Source organism: Synechococcus sp. LA31 (genome assembly GCF_018502385.1).
Classification (GTDB): domain Bacteria; phylum Cyanobacteriota; class Cyanobacteriia; order PCC-6307; family Cyanobiaceae; genus Vulcanococcus.
In genome coordinates this window covers 1,888,449-1,905,054 of sequence record NZ_CP075523.1, presented here as the reverse complement: position 1 = coordinate 1,905,054, position 16,606 = coordinate 1,888,449, and the positions used below count along the sequence as shown (strand labels likewise).

Below are 16,606 nucleotides of genomic sequence, written 5' to 3'. Positions count from 1 at the left end.
CTCTATGGGGCACCCTCAGCGGCTGGGCTGCTGTGGCGCTGCACCGGCACCACACCGAGCCAGTGCACGGCCTCGCGGCTGAAGGCGAAGCGGCAGGGCAGCACCTCCACACCTGCATCAAGGGCCTGGCGAAACAGGTTGCCGTAGCGGGGATCGGCGCTGTCGCCAGGGGCGAAGCGCGTCACATCGGCGCGACTCAGGCAGGGCACCAGCACGGCCCGGGCTTCTGGAACAACCCCCATCAGCTCCTCAAGGTGCTTCTGGCCTCGCTCAGTCACCGTGTCGGGAAAGAGAGCCAGATCGCCGTCGGTCCAGGTGGTGTTCTTCACCTCCAGGTAGATCGGTCGCGAATCGGCGGCCCCCTCCGCTGGCGTGAGCAGCAGATCGATACGGCTGCGGCGATTGGCTCCGTAGGCCACCTCGGCCCGGATCGCTCCGATCGGCCCCAGCCAGGGTTCGAGGCAGCCCGCTTCGATGGTGGCCCGCACCAGGCGGTTGGGCAGGGCTGTGTTGATGCCCACCCACACCGGCTCGCCGTTGGTGCCGGGCACCTGCGCCTGCTCCCACGTCCAGGCGAGCTTGCGGGTGGGGGATGGGGCGTGGCGGAGTCGCACCCGACCGCCTGGATGCAGCACGCCGGTCATGGGGCCGGTGTTGGCGCAGTGGGCGGTCACCACCTCGCCGCTGTCCAGCTCCACATCCGCCAGGAAGCGCTTGTAGCGCTTGAGCAGGGCCCCCTCCTGCAGGGGCTCGAGCGTCAGCACGGGCTGGGCTTCGGGCGCGGCGGTAGCCGGCATGACGTGGATGCTTCTGCAGGCAAGAATCGCTCGAGTTGGGGCCAAGGCCGCATTGGATGAGCGAATCCCCGAGCGAATCCCCGAGCCAATCCTCGAGCCCAGGCTCGACTCCAGCGCCTGTGCGCTCACTGCGCCGGATTGCCTTGATCGTGGCGGTGGCTACTGCCCTGAGCAAACTGGCCGGCCTGGTGCGCCAGCAGGCGATTGCGGCGGCCTTTGGTGTGGGCGCTGCCTACGACGCTTACAACTACGCCTATGTGCTGCCGGGCTTCCTGTTGATCCTGCTGGGCGGGATCAACGGCCCCTTCCACAGCGCCATGGTGAGTGCCCTGGCGCGCCGGCCTCGCCAGGAGGGTGCCCACGTGCTCGCGGCGATCAACACCGTGGTGGGCGCCGGCTTGATCGCGGTCACGCTGCTGCTGTTTGTGGCGGCTGATCCGCTGATCGATCTGGTGGGGCCAGGTCTTGATGCCGAACGCCACGCCATCGCTGTGCTGCAGCTGCGTTGGATGGCGCCGATGGCCCTGTTTGCTGGTCTGATCGGCCTTGGCTTTGGGGCGCTCAATGCTGCCGATGAGTTCTGGTTGCCGTCGGTGAGCCCGCTGCTTTCGAGCGTGGCGGTGATCGCAGGAATCGGCATCCTTTGGCTGCACCTGGGCTCGGCCATCGCTCTGCCGCAATACGCCGTCCTCGGGGGCGCCGTGCTGGCGGGCACCACGCTGCTGGGAGCGGTGTTCCAGTGGCTGATTCAGTTGCCGGCGCTGGCCAAGCAGGGGCTGCACAAATTCCAGCTGGTCTGGGACTGGAAGCACCCCGGTGTGCAGGAGGTGCTGCGGGTCATGGGACCGGCCACCCTCTCGTCGGGCATGTTGCAGATCAATGTGTTTACCGATCTGTTTTTCGCCTCCGGCATCGTGGGCGCGGCGGCAGGTCTGGGCTACGCCAACCTCTTGGTGCAAACGCCCCTTGGCCTGCTCTCTAACGCTCTGTTGGTGCCGTTGCTGCCGGTGTACGCGCGGCTCACCGCACCTCAAGACCGCCCTGAGCTGATTGCGCGCATCCGCCAGGGTCTGATGCTCTCCAACGCCTCGATGCTGCCCCTTGGGGCCTTGATGGTGGCGCTGGCGGGCCCGATTGTGGCCCTGATCTACGAGCGCGGCGCCTTCAATGCCAGCGCTGCTGCTCTGGTGGGGGGGTTGCTGATGGCTTACGGCGTCGGCATGCCGGCCTACTTGGGCCGCGATGTGCTGGTGCGTGTGTTTTATGCGCTTGGGGATGGCACCACCCCTTTCCGCTTCTCGATGGCCGGGATCGGCCTCAATGCCCTGTTCGATTGGCTGCTGGTGGGAGGCCCCACCCCCTGGGGGCTGCAGCTGCCGGCCTTCAATTTCGGCGCACCCGGGCTGGTGTTGGCCACGGTGGCGGTGAATGTGATCACGTGCCTGGGTCTGCTCCTGGCCCTGCAGCACCGCCTCGGTGGCTTGCCTCTGGCTGTTTGGGGTCGCGACAGTCTGCTGCTGCTGTTGGCGGCGCTTGCCGCCGGTGGGGTGAGCTTCGCCCTGGCGGAGTGGATTGCCTGGCCCACCCACCTGATCGGTTTGCTGTTGCAGTGCGGTATCTGCGCTGCCGCGGGCTTGTTGCTTTACGGGGGGATTGCCAGTTGGGCACGGGTGCCGGAGGCCACGCAGATCTGCCGACAGCTCGGTGGGCAGATCCTGCGGCGCTTGCCCTTCAGGCGCTAGGCACTTAGAGCTCCACCACGCGCTCTTCCCGCACGTGGATCGGCACTTCTAGATGGCTGCGTCCCACCATCGCCGGGCCATCCACGGAATAGATGCGGGCTTCAATCCCGAAATCGCGGAAGGCGGTTTCCATCTCCTGCATCAGCGCTTTTTCCACCTGCGCTTCGGCGTCAACCACCTTGCCGATCAGGCGACTGCCCAGGGGGCCGATGCGCTGGCGAACAACCTCTCGGGCGTTGGTGACCTCGATGACCAGCACAGGGCCGCAGCGGGATGCGCAACCCTAACCGTGGTTGGCCAGCAGATCCTCGAGATCCTGCAGTTGGCCCGCGGGCACCAGCCGTGCCAGCGGCAGCTTGCTGCTCCCCCCGCCGATCGGCACCTGCACGGCTTCAAGGGCTTGTCTGGCACAGACGCCTGCGCCTTGGTCAAGCCGGGCAGCGCATTCGATCGCCAGCGCTTCAGCCACACCGGCATCGCCGAGATACAGATGCCAGCCACCAATCTGGATGTACAGCCGATCGGCGATCTGCAGTTGTAGGTCGCGGATTTCGCTGGCAGAGAGAGACATCGCGGTGGCGGCTGTGCGTGTGTTCAGGATGGCGTCTGTGGGCGCCTAACGACCACGCTGATCAGTTGCACCAGCAGCACCAGCGCCCAGACCTCCGTGAGCCAGGCCAGGTGGCTGAACGGGTGGCGCATGTTCTGCACGAACCACAGCCCGCTGTTCAGAGCGGCAAACACCATCGTGTGCAGCACCAGATTCACGATCCGGTTGAAATGGCGGTAGGTGGGATCTTCAGGGTCGGCGGGGCCGTACCAGCGGATCGGCATCGGGGGATGAGCGAGGGGTCTGTTGACGGGTGGGCCCTCGGTATGGGCACAATGTCAGGGCAGGCACAGGCGCTTGTAGCTCAGCGGATTAGAGCATCTGACTACGGATCAGAGGGTCGGGAGTTCGAATCTCTCCAGGCGCGCCTTTCAACCCCTAGCCGTCCACCTTGGGCGGTTTTTTTGTGTCCGTCTGACGGGCAGGCGCTGAGTGCTGCGGTTTCTTACGATTGAAGCCACTCAAACCCCCTGATCTGCCATGGCGGAGTCCACCGGAACAGCCGTGAACCAGTCTTTGGCGGCCGGTGATCCCGCGATTGCAGCGCTGATCGGCAAGGAGCTTGAGCGTCAGCAAACGCACCTTGAGCTGATCGCTTCCGAGAACTTCGCCTCCAAGGCCGTGATGGAGGCCCAGGGCTCGGTGCTCACCAATAAGTACGCCGAGGGTTTGCCCGCCAAGCGGTACTACGGCGGCTGTGAGCATGTCGACGCCATCGAAGAGCTGGCGATCGAGCGTGCCAAAGAGCTCTTTGGCGCCGCCTGGGCCAACGTGCAGCCCCACAGCGGCGCCCAGGCCAACTTCGCCGTGTTTCTGGCGCTGCTGCAGCCCGGCGACACGATCATGGGGATGGACCTCAGCCATGGCGGCCACCTCACCCATGGCTCGCCCGTGAATGTGAGCGGCAAGTGGTTCAAGGCGGTTCATTACGGCGTGGATGAGACCACCCAGCAGCTCAATTTCGAGGGCATTCGCAAGCTGGCACTCGAGCACAAGCCCAAGCTGATCGTGTGCGGCTATTCCGCTTATCCCCGCACCATCGACTTCCAAGCCTTCCGTGCCATCGCCGATGAAGTGGGTGCTTACCTGCTGGCCGATATGGCTCACATCGCTGGTCTGGTGGCCGCTGGTGTGCATCCCAACCCGGTGCCCGTCTGTGACGTGGTGACGACCACCACCCACAAAACCCTGCGCGGCCCCCGCGGCGGTTTGATCCTCTGCCGCGATGCCGAATTCGCCAAGCAGTTCGACAAGGCGGTCTTCCCCGGCAGCCAGGGCGGCCCCTTGGAGCATGTGATCGCGGCCAAGGCCGTGGCCTTCGGTGAGGCCCTGCAGCCCAGCTTCACCGCCTACGCCCAACAGGTGGTGGCGAATGCGCAGGCCCTGGCAGCCCGAATTAGGGAGCGCGGCATCGACGTGGTGAGCGGCGGCACCGATAACCACATCGTGCTGCTCGATTTGCGCGGCATCGGTATGACCGGCAAGGTGGCCGACCTGCTGGTGAGCGATGTGCACATCACAGCCAACAAGAACACCGTTCCGTTCGATCCCCAATCACCTTTCGTGACCAGCGGTCTGCGTCTGGGTACCGCCGCCTGCACCACCCGTGGCTTCGATCAAGCCGCCTTCCGTGAGGTGGCTGATGTGATCGCTGATCGCCTGCTCAATCCTGAGGATGCAGCGATCGAGCAGCGCTGCCGCGACCGTGTTGCTGCGCTGTGTGAGCGCTTCCCGCTCTACGCCGAGGCTCGCGAGCTGCAACCTGCCTGAACGCCGCTTAAGCTTCGGCCGGCAGGGCCTTTTCAGGCTCCAATTCCGACCGCGCAGCGCCCCCGATGATCTCCAGCCGGCCGGACCTCGCCGCTGTTCTGGCGTTTGGGATGGCGGCGCTCCTCACCGCCGTGCTGGTGCCCATCGTGCGCCGAGCTGGGCTGCGGTGGGGCCTGATCGATCAGCCCGATTCCCGCAAGCAGCACACCACGCCGATGGTGCGCCTTGGAGGCGTGGGCATCGTGGGTGGCTTTGTGATCGCGCTGGCCGTGATCTGGCTGATGGGTGGCTTCGTGGAGCTGCCAGTCCAGCGCGATAGCCAGATCTGGACGACCCTCGCCGGGGCGCTCTGTTTCTTTGTGATCGGTCTGGCTGACGACCTCTTTGCCCTGCCACCGCTGCCCCGCCTGGGGGGGCAGGTGTTGGTGGCGATGGCGGTCTGGAGCCAGGGGGTGCAGATCGGTGCCATCGACGTGCCGTTCCCTCTCTTCGGTAGTCCGCCTGGAGCGATCCCGCTGCCCGCTGCCCTGAGCCTTCTGGCCACAGTGATTTGGCTGGTGGGCATCACCAATGCGATCAACTGGCTCGATGGTCTCGATGGCCTGGCGGCGGGTGTGAGCGGGATCGCCGCCGTTGGGCTGCTGTCGGTGAGCTACAGCCTCAACCAGCCCGCCCCTGGTCTGCTGGCAGCCGCCCTGGCGGGCAGCTGCCTGGGCTTTCTGCGGCACAACTTCAACCCCGCCCGCATTTTTATGGGTGACGGCGGCTCTTATTTCCTGGGCTTTGCCCTGGCGGCCATCAGCATCGTCGGTCCGGCCAAAGGTCTCACCACCGTGAGCCTGCTGTTGCCGTTGCTGATCCTCTCGCTCCCCCTGGCTGATATGTCGGCGGTGATCATGGGCCGCCTCAGCCAGGGCCATTCCCCCTTCTATCCCGATCGCCGCCACTTGCATCACCGCCTGCTGCGGGCCGGTTTCAGCCATCGCCGCACCGTGGTGCTGATCTACGCCTTCACCCAGTGGCTTGCAGCCCTGGCACTGGTGCTGGCCAATGCTGAGCTGCGTTTCCTCTGGCTGGGCTTGGCCACTGCTGTGCTGATTGTGGTGGTAACTGCCGCCCGCCGCAGCCTCAATAGCGAGCAACTTGCCAGCCATGACGGCTGAAATCCTGTGCATCGGCACCGAGCTGCTGCTCGGCAACATCACCAATGGCAATGCGCGCTGGATTGCTGAGCAACTGGCGGCCCTGGGCATCGCCCACCATCGCCAGGCTGTGGTGGGCGATAACCGCGAGCGACTGATCGCTGAGTTGCAGGCTGCCGCTCAGCGTTGTCAGGTGTTGATCACCACCGGCGGCCTCGGCCCCACCCCAGATGACCTCACCACCGAAGCGATTGCGGCAGCCTTCGGCGCGCCGCTGGTGGAGCATCCACAGGTGTGGGCGGAGATCCAGGCACGCCTGGCGGCGCGCGGCCGGCCCTGCGCCGCCAGCAACCGCCGGCAGGCCTTCCTGCCAGAAGGAGCCGCACTGCTCCCCAATCCCACCGGCACCGCCCCCGGGATGATCTGGACCCCGCGGCCGGGTTTCACGATCCTCACCTTCCCGGGGGTGCCCAGCGAGATGCGGGCGATGTGGCAGGCCACGGCGGCCTCCTGGCTGCAGGCAACCGGCCTGGCGGAAGGGGTATTCGCCAGTCGCATGCTGCGTTTCTGGGGCATTGCTGAGTCTGATCTGGCCGAGCGGATGGCCGATCTGCTCGAGGCCAGTAACCCCACCGTGGCGCCCTACGCCGGCTCCGGTGAGGTGAAGCTGCGGATCACGGCCCGGGCGGCCACAGCAGCTGAGGCGGAACAGTTGCTCGCGCCGGTGGAGCAGGAGATCCGCGCGCGTACCGGCAGGCTCTGCTTTGGCGAGAACGAGGATGATCTCGCCTCTGTGGTGCTGCAGCAGCTGCGCCGTGGCGGTCACACCCTGGCGGTGGCTGAAAGCTGCACTGGCGGCGGTCTGGGGGCGGCTCTGGCGGCGGTACCCGGTGCCTCCGATGTGTTTCTCGGCGGGGTGATTGCCTATGCCAACCGCGTGAAGCAAGAGCTGCTTGGCGTGCCAGCAGAGCAGCTCGCGAGCCATGGCGCCGTGAGCGATTCGGTTGCTCAGGCGATGGCGGTGGGTGTCCGCCGTGCCACCGGCGCCGACTGGGCCCTGGCGATCACAGGAGTGGCAGGCCCCAGCGGTGGCACGGCGGAGAAGCCCGTGGGGCTGGTGCACATCGCTGTGGCAGGTCCTGATGGCTGCTGCAGTGAAGGTGTGCGTTTCGGGGCCAGTCGCGGCCGCTGCTGGATCCAGGCCCTCAGCGCGGGCGAGGCTCTCAACCGGCTGCGCCTGGCCTTGCTGGATTGAGCCAGGCGCGTTCGGCTTTAGGCTCATCCGTTCTGCTGGTACGAGCGACGTGAGCTCCGGCACCCTCTACGACAAGGTCTGGGATCTGCATCAGCTGGCCCAGCTGCCCGGAGGCGCAACGCAGCTGTTCATCGGCCTACACCTGATTCATGAGGTCACCAGCCCTCAGGCCTTCGCGGCCCTGCGGGACCTCGGCCTGGGTGTGCGCCACCCCGAGCGCACCGTTGCCACGGTTGATCACATCGTGCCCACCACGAGTCAGGCGCGTCCCTTCGCCGATCCGCTCGCCGAGGAGATGTTGGCCACACTGGAAGCCAACTGCGCTGAGCACGGCATCACCTTGCATGGCCTCGGCAGTGGCCGTCAGGGCATCGTGCATGTGATCGCCCCCGAGCTCGGCCTGACCCAGCCCGGCATGACTGTCGCCTGCGGCGATTCCCACACCTCCACCCATGGCGCCTTCGGTGCGATTGCCTTCGGCATCGGCACCAGCCAGGTGCGCGATGTGCTCGCCAGCCAGAGCTTGGCCATGGGCAAGCTCAAGGTGCGCCGCATCTGGGTGGACGGGCAGTTGCAGAACGGCGTGTATGCCAAGGATCTGGTGCTGCACGTGATCCGCACGCTCGGTGTGAAGGGTGGCGTGGGCTATGCCTATGAATTCGCCGGTCCGGCGATTGAGGCGCTCTCGATGGAAGAGCGCATGACCCTCTGCAACATGGCGATCGAGGGCGGTGCCCGCTGCGGCTACGTGAACCCCGATCGCGTCACGTTTGATTACCTCAAGGGCAGGCCCTTTGCCCCCAGCGGTGCCGCTTGGGAACAGGCCGTGGCCTGGTGGAGCAGTCTGGCCAGCGGCGCTGATGCCTCGTTCGATGACGAGGTGCGCTTTGATGCCGCCACCATCGCTCCTACGATCACCTGGGGTATCACGCCAGGCCAGGGCATCGGCGTGGATGAAACCGTACCCACCCTCGAGCAAACCGAGCCCGATGAGCGGCCGCTGGCGGAGGAGGCTTACCGCTACATGGATCTGCAGCCCGGCTCGCCCATCGCCGGCACGCCGGTTGATGTGTGCTTCATCGGCAGTTGCACCAACGGTCGCCTCAGCGATCTGCAGGCGGCGGCAGCGGTCGCGAAGGGCCGCCAGGTGGCTCCTGGGATCAAGGCCTTTGTGGTGCCTGGTAGCGAGCAGGTGGCCGCGGCAGCTGAGGCTGAGGGGCTCGACAAGTTGTTTGTGGAGGCGGGCTTTGAGTGGCGTGAGCCCGGCTGTTCCATGTGCCTGGCGATGAACCCCGATCGGCTTGAGGGCCGGCAGATCAGCGCCAGTTCCAGCAACCGCAATTTCAAGGGCCGCCAAGGCTCAGCCAGCGGTCGCACCCTGCTGATGAGCCCGGCGATGGTGGCCGCTGCTGCCATTAACGGCCGCGTGAGCGACGTTCGCACCCTGCTCAACGCTTGAAGTCATGACCAGCTCCACCCCCTTCCCCACCGGACCGATCAGCAGCATCCGCGGCACCACCGTGGTGGTGCGTGGCGATGACATCGACACCGATCGGATCATTCCGGCTCGCTTCCTCAAGTGCGTCACCTTTGACGCCCTGGGCCCCGCCGTCTTCGCCGACGATCGCGCCGAGCTGACCGCCAGCCCGGTTGGCCCGCACCCATTCGATCGCCCGGAGCACCAGGGCGCCGCGATCCTGCTGGTGAATCGCAACTTCGGCTGTGGTTCCAGCCGGGAGCACGCCCCTCAAGCGCTGATGCGCTGGGGCATCCGCGCTGTGGTGGGCGAGAGCTTCGCGGAGATTTTCTATGGCAACTGCCTGGCCCTTGGGATCCCCTGCCTGGCGGCGGAACACGACACGATGCTGGCCATCCAGGCTGCAGCGCAAGCTGATCCAGCCGCGGTGTTTGAGGTGGATGTAGCGAATGCCTGCCTGAGCCTGGGTGAGCAGAGCTGGGCCTTGGATTTGGCAGCGGGTCCGCGCCAGATGCTGTCCACCGGCCAGTGGGATGCCACTGGGCAGCTGCTCGCCAACGGCAAAGCTCTCGAGGCCGCCGCTGCGCGCTTGCCGTATCTGAGCGGCTTCGTGGCCGCCACTCGCTGAACTGTCTATCAAGGAGAGAGGACGGTTCATGGCCGATGCGCTTCCTCTCTCATGCACAGCCGGCCTTGGCGGGTTGGCTTTTGGCCCTGCCTTTGGCAGCTGCAGCCGCTCAGCCCATCGCGGTGGAGCCCTATACGCCGGCGGCGCCGCCTTGGCAGCATTGCCGAGGCTGTGATCTGCGCGGCGCTGATCTGAAGGGCCTGCTGCTCAACGGCATGGATCTGCGTGAGGCCGATCTGCGGGGCGCCGATCTGCGGGGCAGCAATCTGGAGGGGGCTGATTTGAGCGGTGCTGATCTGCGTGGTGCTCGCCTGCAGCAGAGCTGGCTCACCAATGCTGATCTCAGTGATGCGGATCTACGCCAGGCCAATCTGCAGGAAGCCGTGTTGATTCAAGCCCTCACCCCAGGTGCCCAGATTCAGGGTGCCGTGCTGGTGGGTGCCGATTTCACCGGGAGCGATTTGTTCATTGGCGGCGAGGAGCCTGGCCCGGCTCCCTTGCCCCCTGTTGGGCCTCAGAAGCCGCGGCGCTGAATGGCAGCGTCGGCCGCCAGACCCGGCGGTGTGTAGGGCACGAAGGGCAGGCCGGTGCCACGGAAGTTGAAGTCGTTGAGCTTCACGCGAACACCACCGATACCTTGATACGGGCTGTAGTAAATCGCCAGCTCATAGGCGCGCCGCTGCCAGCGCAGCTCCACATAGGAATCCAAAACATCGCCGAAAAATTCCGAGTTGGGATCCACGTTGAATCCAACGCCACCGCTAATCATCAGCGGCCCAACGAGCTGCTGGGTGAGGCCCACCCCCAGGGTGCCCAGATCCACGATGCGATCAAAGCTGAAGGGGCTGACCCCCTGCCGCAAGGTGCCGCCGCCGGCGATGGTGAATTGGGTGTAATCGAAGAAGTTCTTCTGCAAATGCCCCAGGGTGAGCGTGGGTCCACCGCTGATGCTCACGGCCTGTTGGTTGGTGCCATCGCCGTAATAGGCGAGGTTCATGTTGAGGTTGCTGTTGAGTGCTAAGCCAGGTACCACCGGAGTGGGGCTGAATCGGGTGGCCAGTTCTGTGCCTGGATTGAGCGGCTTGCCAGTCCAGAGCTGTAAACGGCTGTTGATCGAGCCATACGCACTGGCTCGCCACAGATCGGCCAGATTCACGCTGGTGAATTGCGTGCCCTGGAAGTTGCCCACACCGGCACGCCAGAACATGCGGTTGGTGATGCTGCCCAGGTTGGGTAGAGCGACGTCCTGCTCCAGCGACACGCCCAGAGCGGAATACACGTCTTGCTCGCCGAGGGAGCCGTTCCACACCCGGAAGCGATAGGCCGCAAACCCGCGGGCGGTGGTTTTGCCGATCACCGGCAGGTTGAAGGAGCGGCTGATGTCAGCCCAGCTACGGGTGCCATTGGCGAAGTTGCTGGGATCAAAGGTGGAGAAATCACCCACCACATCCACGTTTAAGCCGAGCACACGGGTGTCGAAGCGTGCCAGCAGGCCAAACAAGTCGCCAATGCGCGTGGGCTGGCTCTTCGGCGAGCTGCCGATCGGTTGACCTGGCAGCACATAGCTGCTGGTGGTGCCATCAAGGGCCCGCCGCACCATGAACTGGGGTTGCAGGTTGAGGGTGCCCCGCTTGCCCACCTCCAGTGGCTTGAGGTTGTATCCGAGATAGAAGCCGTCGCGGTCTTCTGAGTCCACTGCCATCACCCAGCGGTTTTCCACCTCGCGATCCTTCTCGAAGCGTTGATTGCGCTGCAGAGGGATCGGCAGGCGGTCTTCGAGGATCAGCTGGTTGCTCTTGGCCTGAATCACCAAGTCGCCGTTGGCCTCCTGATACGCCACCACACCGCTGGCATCCACCCACGATTGCGCCGGTGTGTAGGGGTCGTTGGTGAAGGCAACGCGATCGGCCTGCCAGCCCTTGGGTGTCACCTTGAGCTGATTGGCCTGCATGCGCCAGCGGCTGATCATGCCGCTCACAAACTTGCGGTTTTCCTTATTGGTGAGTGGTTGCAGCTGCCAGGGCCGCACGTTGCCGTAGGTCACCTGCCGGCCAGTGATGGTCACATCGTCTGTGTTGCCGCCGGCCTGCCGTTGCACCTTGAGGCTCTGCTGAAACTGCAGGCCACTCACGCGTTGATCCACCGCAGCCGCGATCGCTTCGCGCCGCAATGCTTCCTGTTGCCCGGGGCTGAGGTTGCTTGAGGCAGCAGTGGCACCAGCCGGGGCTGGGGGCGTGCCTGTGGCCTGCTCTGCTGAGCCCAGTGCCACCTGATTGAGCTGTTCGCTCAGGGGTTTGGGCTGGGGCTGACCGCCTCCTGGGCACCCATCAGGAGGGTCCATCGCCACGCTGAACCGCGGAGGTGGGCTGCTACCGAAGCGATAGCGCATGCCCACTAGGTAGGCGTTGCTGCCTTCACTCACGCCGCTGTAGGTGCCGTAGGCGCCGGAGCGGTGGTGGATCCGCCCCACAATCGACCATTCCGGTTTGATCAGTGCTTCCACCTCGAAGCCGAGGTAGTTGAGGAAGGTGGTGTAATCCTCGCGAAATGTCTTCTCGTAATTGCTGACGTTGGTGTTAAGGCTCACCCCTTCAAAGAAGGCCAGGCTCAGCCAGGGCTGCAGCCAAGCGCGTACACCGAAGCTCCAGGTGAATTCGCCGAAGGTCTGAGCTGGCGTGTTGGCGAAGGGAACGTCTTGGTTGAAGCCACCACCGGGTTGCTCGGCAGCGCTGTGGATTAGGGCGTTCGAGTCGAACTCCAGAGCTAGTGGGCCGGCGCGCAGCAGGCGTTTGTTCAACCCCACGCCCCAAAGATATTCGGGTCTCAGTTCACCGTTGAAGAGAAAAGTGTCGCCGAAGTTGGCGTCGATCATCTGCCCGCCCCAAACGGTGGCGGCCCACGGATAGGGGCGCCAGTTGGGAACGGGGGGCAGCGCCGGCGGGCAAGCCATGGTTTGCGCTGCCGGAGAGAGCGCCACCGGTGGCATCTGCCAGTCGTCGTTCGGCACGGGCTCCGGTGAGCCTGGCGGAATGGCAGCGGCGCTGGTGCCATCGCTCAGCGGCCTGCTGATCAGCTGCGCGGCCACCGCGCTGTCTGGCGCGGGAAGTGCCTCAGCGGTGAAGGAAATGTTGGCGTTGAACGGGGCAGCTGGCGACGACCAGTAGCTCAGCGGCAGCAGTGCTGCGGAGGGCGGTTCACTCGGGTTGAGGTCGAGGGCAGCGCTGTCGAGGTCGAGAACGCCATACACCTCGTCGATCTCACCGCTGTTCTCGATCAGGCTGTAGCGAAGCTTGCTTGCCTGCAGATATTGGTTGCCGCGCTGGAAGCGGATGCGTCCGCTCGCATAGATCGTGCGTGTCGCGCTTTCGTATTCGATGCGATCGGCCAGCAGGCGTCCGCCTGCCAGGATCACTTTCACGTTGCCAACGGCCACAAAGCGGTTGGCCAACAGATCGAAGCCCTGGCTATCAGCCGTGAGCTCGATGTCGATTGGTGGCTTCTGGCTGGGGGTGGCCTCGATCAGCGAGGGGGAAGCCGCAGCAGAAACCTGTGCCTGAGCGCTCTCGGGTTGCTGAGTGGTGGGTTCGGCGGCACGAGCACCACCTGCCGCCAGCACGGATGCCGATCCCAGCACCGCAATCAGACGGCGGACGCGTTGCGGGATGGACACCGACAGGATCTAAGAGGGCGTGATCCTGACACGCCTGCAGCGGAAGCGCAGAGCAGGCATGCAGGAGCGGATCATTCCTCCAGGTCTTTGCGGCTGGGGGTCCGGCTGGGATCGCTGGCCAGGAAGCCGAACACGAAGATCCCGATGAAGAAAAAGACGACGGAGTAAACCGAGATCTTGAGGGCGAGCATTGGTTCTGTCCGGCGGTGACAGGGAGTAACGGGCGCCAGGTGGGCTCTGAATGACCCCGCGGCAGCGGCATCATCCTATGGGTCGTGATCGCATGAACCGATGCCCGAGGGCCCAGAGGGCGCCGTTCGCACCTGGATTGAAACGTTTCAAGGCCAGGTGCGGCTGGATCTGCGGCCGCAGTGGCGCCTGGCCAGCCCAGGCGGTGCCGGTGATCTGGCGCTACTTGACCCCTGGGGAGCGGCGCATCGCCCGGATTGGCATGCCCGCGGTTTGCTGATCTGGCCTCGCGGGGGGCGTTGGTTGTCGCTCCAGCTCGACGTGTTGTGCCCGGTGGCCTGGCAGCAGCGTCAGCAGGGGGATCGCCTGGCGCGATTGGTGTTGCGGTGGTGGGCTGATGCGGTGGAGCTGCGGGTGAATGGAGCGTTGGTGCATCAGGGGGATTTGTTCGATACCGCCTGCCGCTGGCCGTTGCCAGCATCCTGGTGGCAGGGCCAGCCGCTGCAGTTGGAGTTGCGCCTGCGCTCGCCTCTGCATGACGACGGGGCGCTGATCACCAGCGCTGTGGAGCAGGAACCCGTTGAGGCCTCCGATCCCACCAGGGTGCTCACGGCACCGCAGCTGGCCATGGCCGCCGAGCGTCTGAATGCCAGTGCCCTGCAGCAGCTGCATGCCCGGCTTGAGCGGTTGGATCCCGCAGACCCGGCTTCAGCGGCAGCACTGCAGCCATGGCTCGAGCAGCAGGTTGCCGATCGTCCGCCAGGGGTAGTGCATGTGCTCGGGCACGCACACCTCGATCTGGCCTGGCTCTGGCCGGTGGCCGACACCTGGCAAGCGGCACTGCGCACCTTTGAATCCGCCCTCGCCCTGATGCAGCGCTACCCAGCGCTGCATTTCGCGCACTCCACACCGGCGCTCTATGCCTGGATCGAACAGCACCGCCCAGCGCTGTTCGCCCGGCTGCGCCAGGCGATGCGAGACGGACGGTTCGAGCCGGTGAATGGCCCCTGGGTGGAGAGCGACTGCGTGTTGATCGGCACGGCATCGCTGTTGCAGCAATTCGCCCTCGGCCAGGCCTACAGCCGTAGCCGTTTCCCCGAGTGGCGCCACCACCTCTGTTGGTTGCCCGACAGCTTTGGCTTCAGCGCCGGCTTGCCGGCAGTGGCCCGCAGCACCGGTGTGACCTGGTTCTGCACCCACAAGCTGGCCTGGAACAGCTCTCAACCGTTCCCACATCGTTTGTTTCGCTGGCGCGGCCGCTGTGGCGCCGAGCTGATGGCCCTGTCTACAGCGCCGATCGGCACCGATGGCGATCCTCTGGCCATCGATCGCTACAGCCGCCAGTGGCAAGCCGCCACAGGGGTGGAGCAGGCCCTCTGGCTGCCAGGGGTGGGTGATCACGGCGGCGGCCCCACCGCTGAGATGCTTGAGCAGCTGCAGCTGTGGGAGCAGCAACCGCTGGCCAGCCCCCAGCGCCATGGAACCCTGCGGGCCTATCTGGAGGAGCTCGAGCCCCTGCGCCGGCGCTTGCCGGTCTGGCGCGACGAGCTCTACCTGGAGCTGCACCGCGGCTGTGCCACCAGTCGGCCCGACCAGAAGCGCCACAACCGCAGCCTTGAGCGTTTGCTGCGGGAGGCGGATTTGGCTCAGGCCCTGCAGCGCATGCTGCAACCGACCGTCGCGGCGGAGCCAGGCGTTGATTGGCGCCCGCTGCTGTTTCAGCAGTTTCACGACATCCTGCCGGGCACGTCGATCCCGGAGGTGTTTGAGCAGGCGGAGCCCCAGTGGCGCCAGGCACGCCGCCAGGCCGCGCGCTGCCGGGATCAGGCCCTCCAGGCTCTGTTGGCGCCGCATTCGGGCTGGTGGTTGGTGCAGCTGCAGCTGCAGGCTGCAGGCCTGCACACGCTGCGATTGCCCCCCGGGCACTGGCAAGCCGGTGCAGTTGGGCTGCCGCATCAGCCAGCTCCGGGCGGCGGCACCTGGGTGCAGCTGGCTATGCCGGCTGGATTGGCGGCCGTGCCACTGCATCGCAGCGATGCAGCTCTGGCGGCGCCCGCCGGCGTCCAGCAGTCGGTGCAGCTGGAGATCGGTGAGGAGCGCTGGTGGCTCAGTAATGGGCTTCTGCGCGCTGAGTTCGGTCCTGGCGGGCTGCAGCAGCTTTGGGGTGGCGATGGCGTGGCGCAGTTGCGTGGGCCCCTGGCCTGGTGTCGCTGGGGTGATCACGGCGAGTTCTGGGATGCCTGGGATATCGCCGCTGATTACCGCTCCAAGCCTTTACCGCTGCAGTGGCAGCCGGGCCCCGACCTGGCAGAGCAGGGGCCGCTTTGCACCCGCCTGGTGTGGCGCGGCCGCTGCGGCAACAGCAGCCTCCGGCTCGATGTGCAGCTGCGCGCGGCGTCCCCCTGGTTGGAGCTCTGTTTGCGTGTCGATTGGCAGCAACGCCATGAACTGCTGCGTCTGGAGCTGCCCTTGGCGCAGGCGGCCTGCCGTTACGCGGCCGACACCCCTGGCGGTGTGTTGGAGCGGCCGGCCGCAGTCATGAATGCCCGCGAGCAGGCCCGCTGGGAGGTGCCGGCGATCAGCTGGCTGGCGTCTCAGGCCAGTGCTGGCGGCGGGCTGGCGGTGTTGCTGGATGGGCCGCAGGGTGTTTCGGCAGACGCGGATCGCCTGGGGGTGTCCCTGCTGCGAGCTCCCACATGGCCCGATCCCTCGGCGGATCAGGGGCTGCAGCGCATCCGGCTGGCCTTGATGCCCTGCGCCGATGGTTGGCGGGAGCAAGCGGTGCCGCGGCAGGCTCAGCGCTTCCGCGAACCGCTCTGGCTCAGGCCGGCGGCTCAAGCCGAGGGAACTGAAGTGCCGCTGCCGCTGGACCTGGGCTCCGACGCACTCCAGCTCGTTCAGTTGCAGCCGTTGGCGCAGCCTGGCGAAGCGCAGCTGGTGTTGCAGAACCTCAGCCCGCAGCGGCAGTGCCTGCGTTGGCCGGAGGGCTGGCGCGCTCGCCGTGAGGGCCTGGGTGATGGGGCGTTCGCAGACGCGCAGGAGGCCGATGGCGACCTGCTCAGGCCCTGGCAATTAGGCCGCTGGCGGGTCAGCGGCGGCGCTGAGCTGAGTCAGTCGTCGTGATCGTCGAAGGGATCGGTGAGCTCTTTCGACGGGGGGCCGAAGGCCTGGTAAATCCCAAACCCCGTGAGGCCCAGTAACACGGCCAGTACGGCCAGGGCCACGGACATGGCTGGGGACGACGTTTCCATCACAACTCTCGACAGGCAAGCCGCGGCAGCGGCCGCGACCCTTACAGTAACGAGACTGACCCCGCTGCCAGAGAG

At 65.9% G+C, this 16,606-nt stretch carries 15 protein-coding genes and 1 tRNA gene; 9 read left to right on the top strand and 7 right to left on the bottom strand.

Annotated features, from left to right (window positions below):
- Positions 1 to 2 precede the first annotated feature (2 nt).
- On the bottom strand, positions 3 to 797 hold the full coding sequence (sfsA, locus tag KJJ24_RS10415; protein ID WP_214338546.1) for a DNA/RNA nuclease SfsA: 795 nt from the start codon (positions 795 to 797) through the stop codon (positions 3 to 5).
- A gap of 56 nt (positions 798 to 853) precedes the next feature.
- On the opposite strand from sfsA, the gene murJ reads away from it, so the two are divergent.
- Positions 854 to 2,539 carry a murein biosynthesis integral membrane protein MurJ gene (gene murJ, locus KJJ24_RS10410; RefSeq protein WP_250544635.1) on the top strand — a complete coding sequence of 562 codons (1,686 nt, stop codon included), beginning with the start codon at positions 854 to 856 and terminating at the stop codon, positions 2,537 to 2,539.
- A 4-nt stretch (positions 2,540 to 2,543) separates the two neighbouring features.
- Here the strand turns inward: murJ and KJJ24_RS10405 are convergent, their stop codons facing one another.
- The 3 genes from KJJ24_RS10405 to KJJ24_RS10395 are packed head-to-tail and all read right to left on the bottom strand — an operon-like array spanning position 2,544 to position 3,373.
- The gene (locus tag KJJ24_RS10405) at positions 2,544 to 2,798 is read right to left on the bottom strand and encodes a cytochrome-c oxidase (protein ID WP_214338542.1); all 255 of its coding nucleotides are present in this window, start codon (positions 2,796 to 2,798) and stop codon (positions 2,544 to 2,546) included.
- A gap of 24 nt (positions 2,799 to 2,822) precedes the next feature.
- Complete coding sequence (locus KJJ24_RS10400; RefSeq protein WP_214338540.1) at positions 2,823 to 3,110, bottom strand: DUF3181 family protein; 288 nt, start codon at positions 3,108 to 3,110, stop codon at positions 2,823 to 2,825.
- A 23-nt stretch (positions 3,111 to 3,133) separates the two neighbouring features.
- The gene (locus tag KJJ24_RS10395) at positions 3,134 to 3,373 is read right to left on the bottom strand and encodes a hypothetical protein (protein WP_214338538.1); all 240 of its coding nucleotides are present in this window, start codon (positions 3,371 to 3,373) and stop codon (positions 3,134 to 3,136) included.
- A 69-nt stretch (positions 3,374 to 3,442) separates the two neighbouring features.
- On the opposite strand from KJJ24_RS10395, the gene KJJ24_RS10390 reads away from it, so the two are divergent.
- From KJJ24_RS10390 to KJJ24_RS10360, 7 genes are all read left to right on the top strand, one after another.
- Positions 3,443 to 3,516: transfer RNA gene (locus tag KJJ24_RS10390), tRNA-Arg, on the top strand.
- Between the two features lie 113 nt (positions 3,517 to 3,629).
- The gene (glyA, locus tag KJJ24_RS10385) at positions 3,630 to 4,919 is read left to right on the top strand and encodes a serine hydroxymethyltransferase (protein WP_250544626.1); all 1,290 of its coding nucleotides are present in this window, start codon (positions 3,630 to 3,632) and stop codon (positions 4,917 to 4,919) included.
- A gap of 65 nt (positions 4,920 to 4,984) precedes the next feature.
- The gene (locus KJJ24_RS10380) at positions 4,985 to 6,082 is read left to right on the top strand and encodes a glycosyltransferase family 4 protein (RefSeq protein WP_214338536.1); all 1,098 of its coding nucleotides are present in this window, start codon (positions 4,985 to 4,987) and stop codon (positions 6,080 to 6,082) included.
- Entirely contained in the window at positions 6,072 to 7,316 is a 1,245-nt protein-coding gene (locus KJJ24_RS10375) for a competence/damage-inducible protein A (RefSeq protein WP_214338534.1), read from the top strand. The genes KJJ24_RS10380 and KJJ24_RS10375 overlap by 11 nt, the downstream gene beginning before the upstream one ends.
- A gap of 49 nt (positions 7,317 to 7,365) precedes the next feature.
- On the top strand, positions 7,366 to 8,775 hold the full coding sequence (gene leuC, locus KJJ24_RS10370) for a 3-isopropylmalate dehydratase large subunit (protein ID WP_214338532.1): 1,410 nt from the start codon (positions 7,366 to 7,368) through the stop codon (positions 8,773 to 8,775).
- Between the two features lie 4 nt (positions 8,776 to 8,779).
- Positions 8,780 to 9,421: a 3-isopropylmalate dehydratase small subunit 2 gene (locus KJJ24_RS10365; protein ID WP_214338531.1), complete on the top strand. Its 642-nt coding sequence runs from the start codon at positions 8,780 to 8,782 to the stop codon at positions 9,419 to 9,421.
- Between the two features lie 35 nt (positions 9,422 to 9,456).
- On the top strand, positions 9,457 to 9,954 hold the full coding sequence (locus KJJ24_RS10360; RefSeq protein ID WP_214338529.1) for a pentapeptide repeat-containing protein: 498 nt from the start codon (positions 9,457 to 9,459) through the stop codon (positions 9,952 to 9,954).
- Here KJJ24_RS10360 and KJJ24_RS10355 read toward each other — a convergent pair.
- Both KJJ24_RS10355 and KJJ24_RS10350 read right to left on the bottom strand, forming a co-directional pair.
- The gene (locus KJJ24_RS10355) at positions 9,936 to 13,091 is read right to left on the bottom strand and encodes a DUF3769 domain-containing protein (RefSeq protein WP_250544624.1); all 3,156 of its coding nucleotides are present in this window, start codon (positions 13,089 to 13,091) and stop codon (positions 9,936 to 9,938) included. The two genes, KJJ24_RS10360 and KJJ24_RS10355, sit on opposite strands and share 19 nt — an antisense overlap.
- A gap of 71 nt (positions 13,092 to 13,162) precedes the next feature.
- Entirely contained in the window at positions 13,163 to 13,282 is a 120-nt protein-coding gene (locus KJJ24_RS10350) for a photosystem II reaction center protein I (protein WP_010312075.1), read from the bottom strand.
- Between the two features lie 100 nt (positions 13,283 to 13,382).
- On the opposite strand from KJJ24_RS10350, the gene KJJ24_RS10345 reads away from it, so the two are divergent.
- Positions 13,383 to 16,403 (top strand): glycoside hydrolase family 38 C-terminal domain-containing protein, encoded by a 3,021-nt coding sequence (locus tag KJJ24_RS10345; protein WP_214338527.1) that lies wholly within the window; start codon positions 13,383 to 13,385, stop codon positions 16,401 to 16,403.
- On the opposite strand, the gene psbN is transcribed toward KJJ24_RS10345, so the two are convergent.
- Positions 16,391 to 16,531: a photosystem II reaction center protein PsbN gene (gene psbN, locus KJJ24_RS10340; protein ID WP_214338525.1), complete on the bottom strand. Its 141-nt coding sequence runs from the start codon at positions 16,529 to 16,531 to the stop codon at positions 16,391 to 16,393. The genes KJJ24_RS10345 and psbN overlap by 13 nt on opposite strands.
- Positions 16,532 to 16,606: the final 75 nt, after the last annotated feature.

Bases quoted from the DNA above. Each gene is read 5' to 3' on its own strand.
- KJJ24_RS10395 (WP_214338538.1), bottom strand. From the start codon at position 3,373: ATGCCGATCCGCTGGTACGGCCCCGCCGACCCTGAAGATCCCACCTAC.
- glyA (WP_250544626.1), top strand. From the start codon at position 3,630: ATGGCGGAGTCCACCGGAACAGCCGTGAACCAGTCTTTGGCGGCCGGT.
- KJJ24_RS10345 (WP_214338527.1), top strand. From the start codon at position 13,383: ATGCCCGAGGGCCCAGAGGGCGCCGTTCGCACCTGGATTGAAACGTTT.
- KJJ24_RS10350 (WP_010312075.1), bottom strand. From the start codon at position 13,282: ATGCTCGCCCTCAAGATCTCGGTTTACTCCGTCGTCTTTTTCTTCATC.
- KJJ24_RS10365 (WP_214338531.1), top strand. From the start codon at position 8,780: ATGACCAGCTCCACCCCCTTCCCCACCGGACCGATCAGCAGCATCCGC.
- KJJ24_RS10380 (WP_214338536.1), top strand. From the start codon at position 4,985: ATGATCTCCAGCCGGCCGGACCTCGCCGCTGTTCTGGCGTTTGGGATG.
- KJJ24_RS10360 (WP_214338529.1), top strand. From the start codon at position 9,457: ATGCGCTTCCTCTCTCATGCACAGCCGGCCTTGGCGGGTTGGCTTTTG.
- sfsA (WP_214338546.1), bottom strand. From the start codon at position 797: ATGCCGGCTACCGCCGCGCCCGAAGCCCAGCCCGTGCTGACGCTCGAG.
- murJ (WP_250544635.1), top strand. From the start codon at position 854: ATGAGCGAATCCCCGAGCGAATCCCCGAGCCAATCCTCGAGCCCAGGC.
- KJJ24_RS10400 (WP_214338540.1), bottom strand. From the start codon at position 3,110: ATGTCTCTCTCTGCCAGCGAAATCCGCGACCTACAACTGCAGATCGCC.
- psbN (WP_214338525.1), bottom strand. From the start codon at position 16,531: ATGGAAACGTCGTCCCCAGCCATGTCCGTGGCCCTGGCCGTACTGGCC.
- KJJ24_RS10375 (WP_214338534.1), top strand. From the start codon at position 6,072: ATGACGGCTGAAATCCTGTGCATCGGCACCGAGCTGCTGCTCGGCAAC.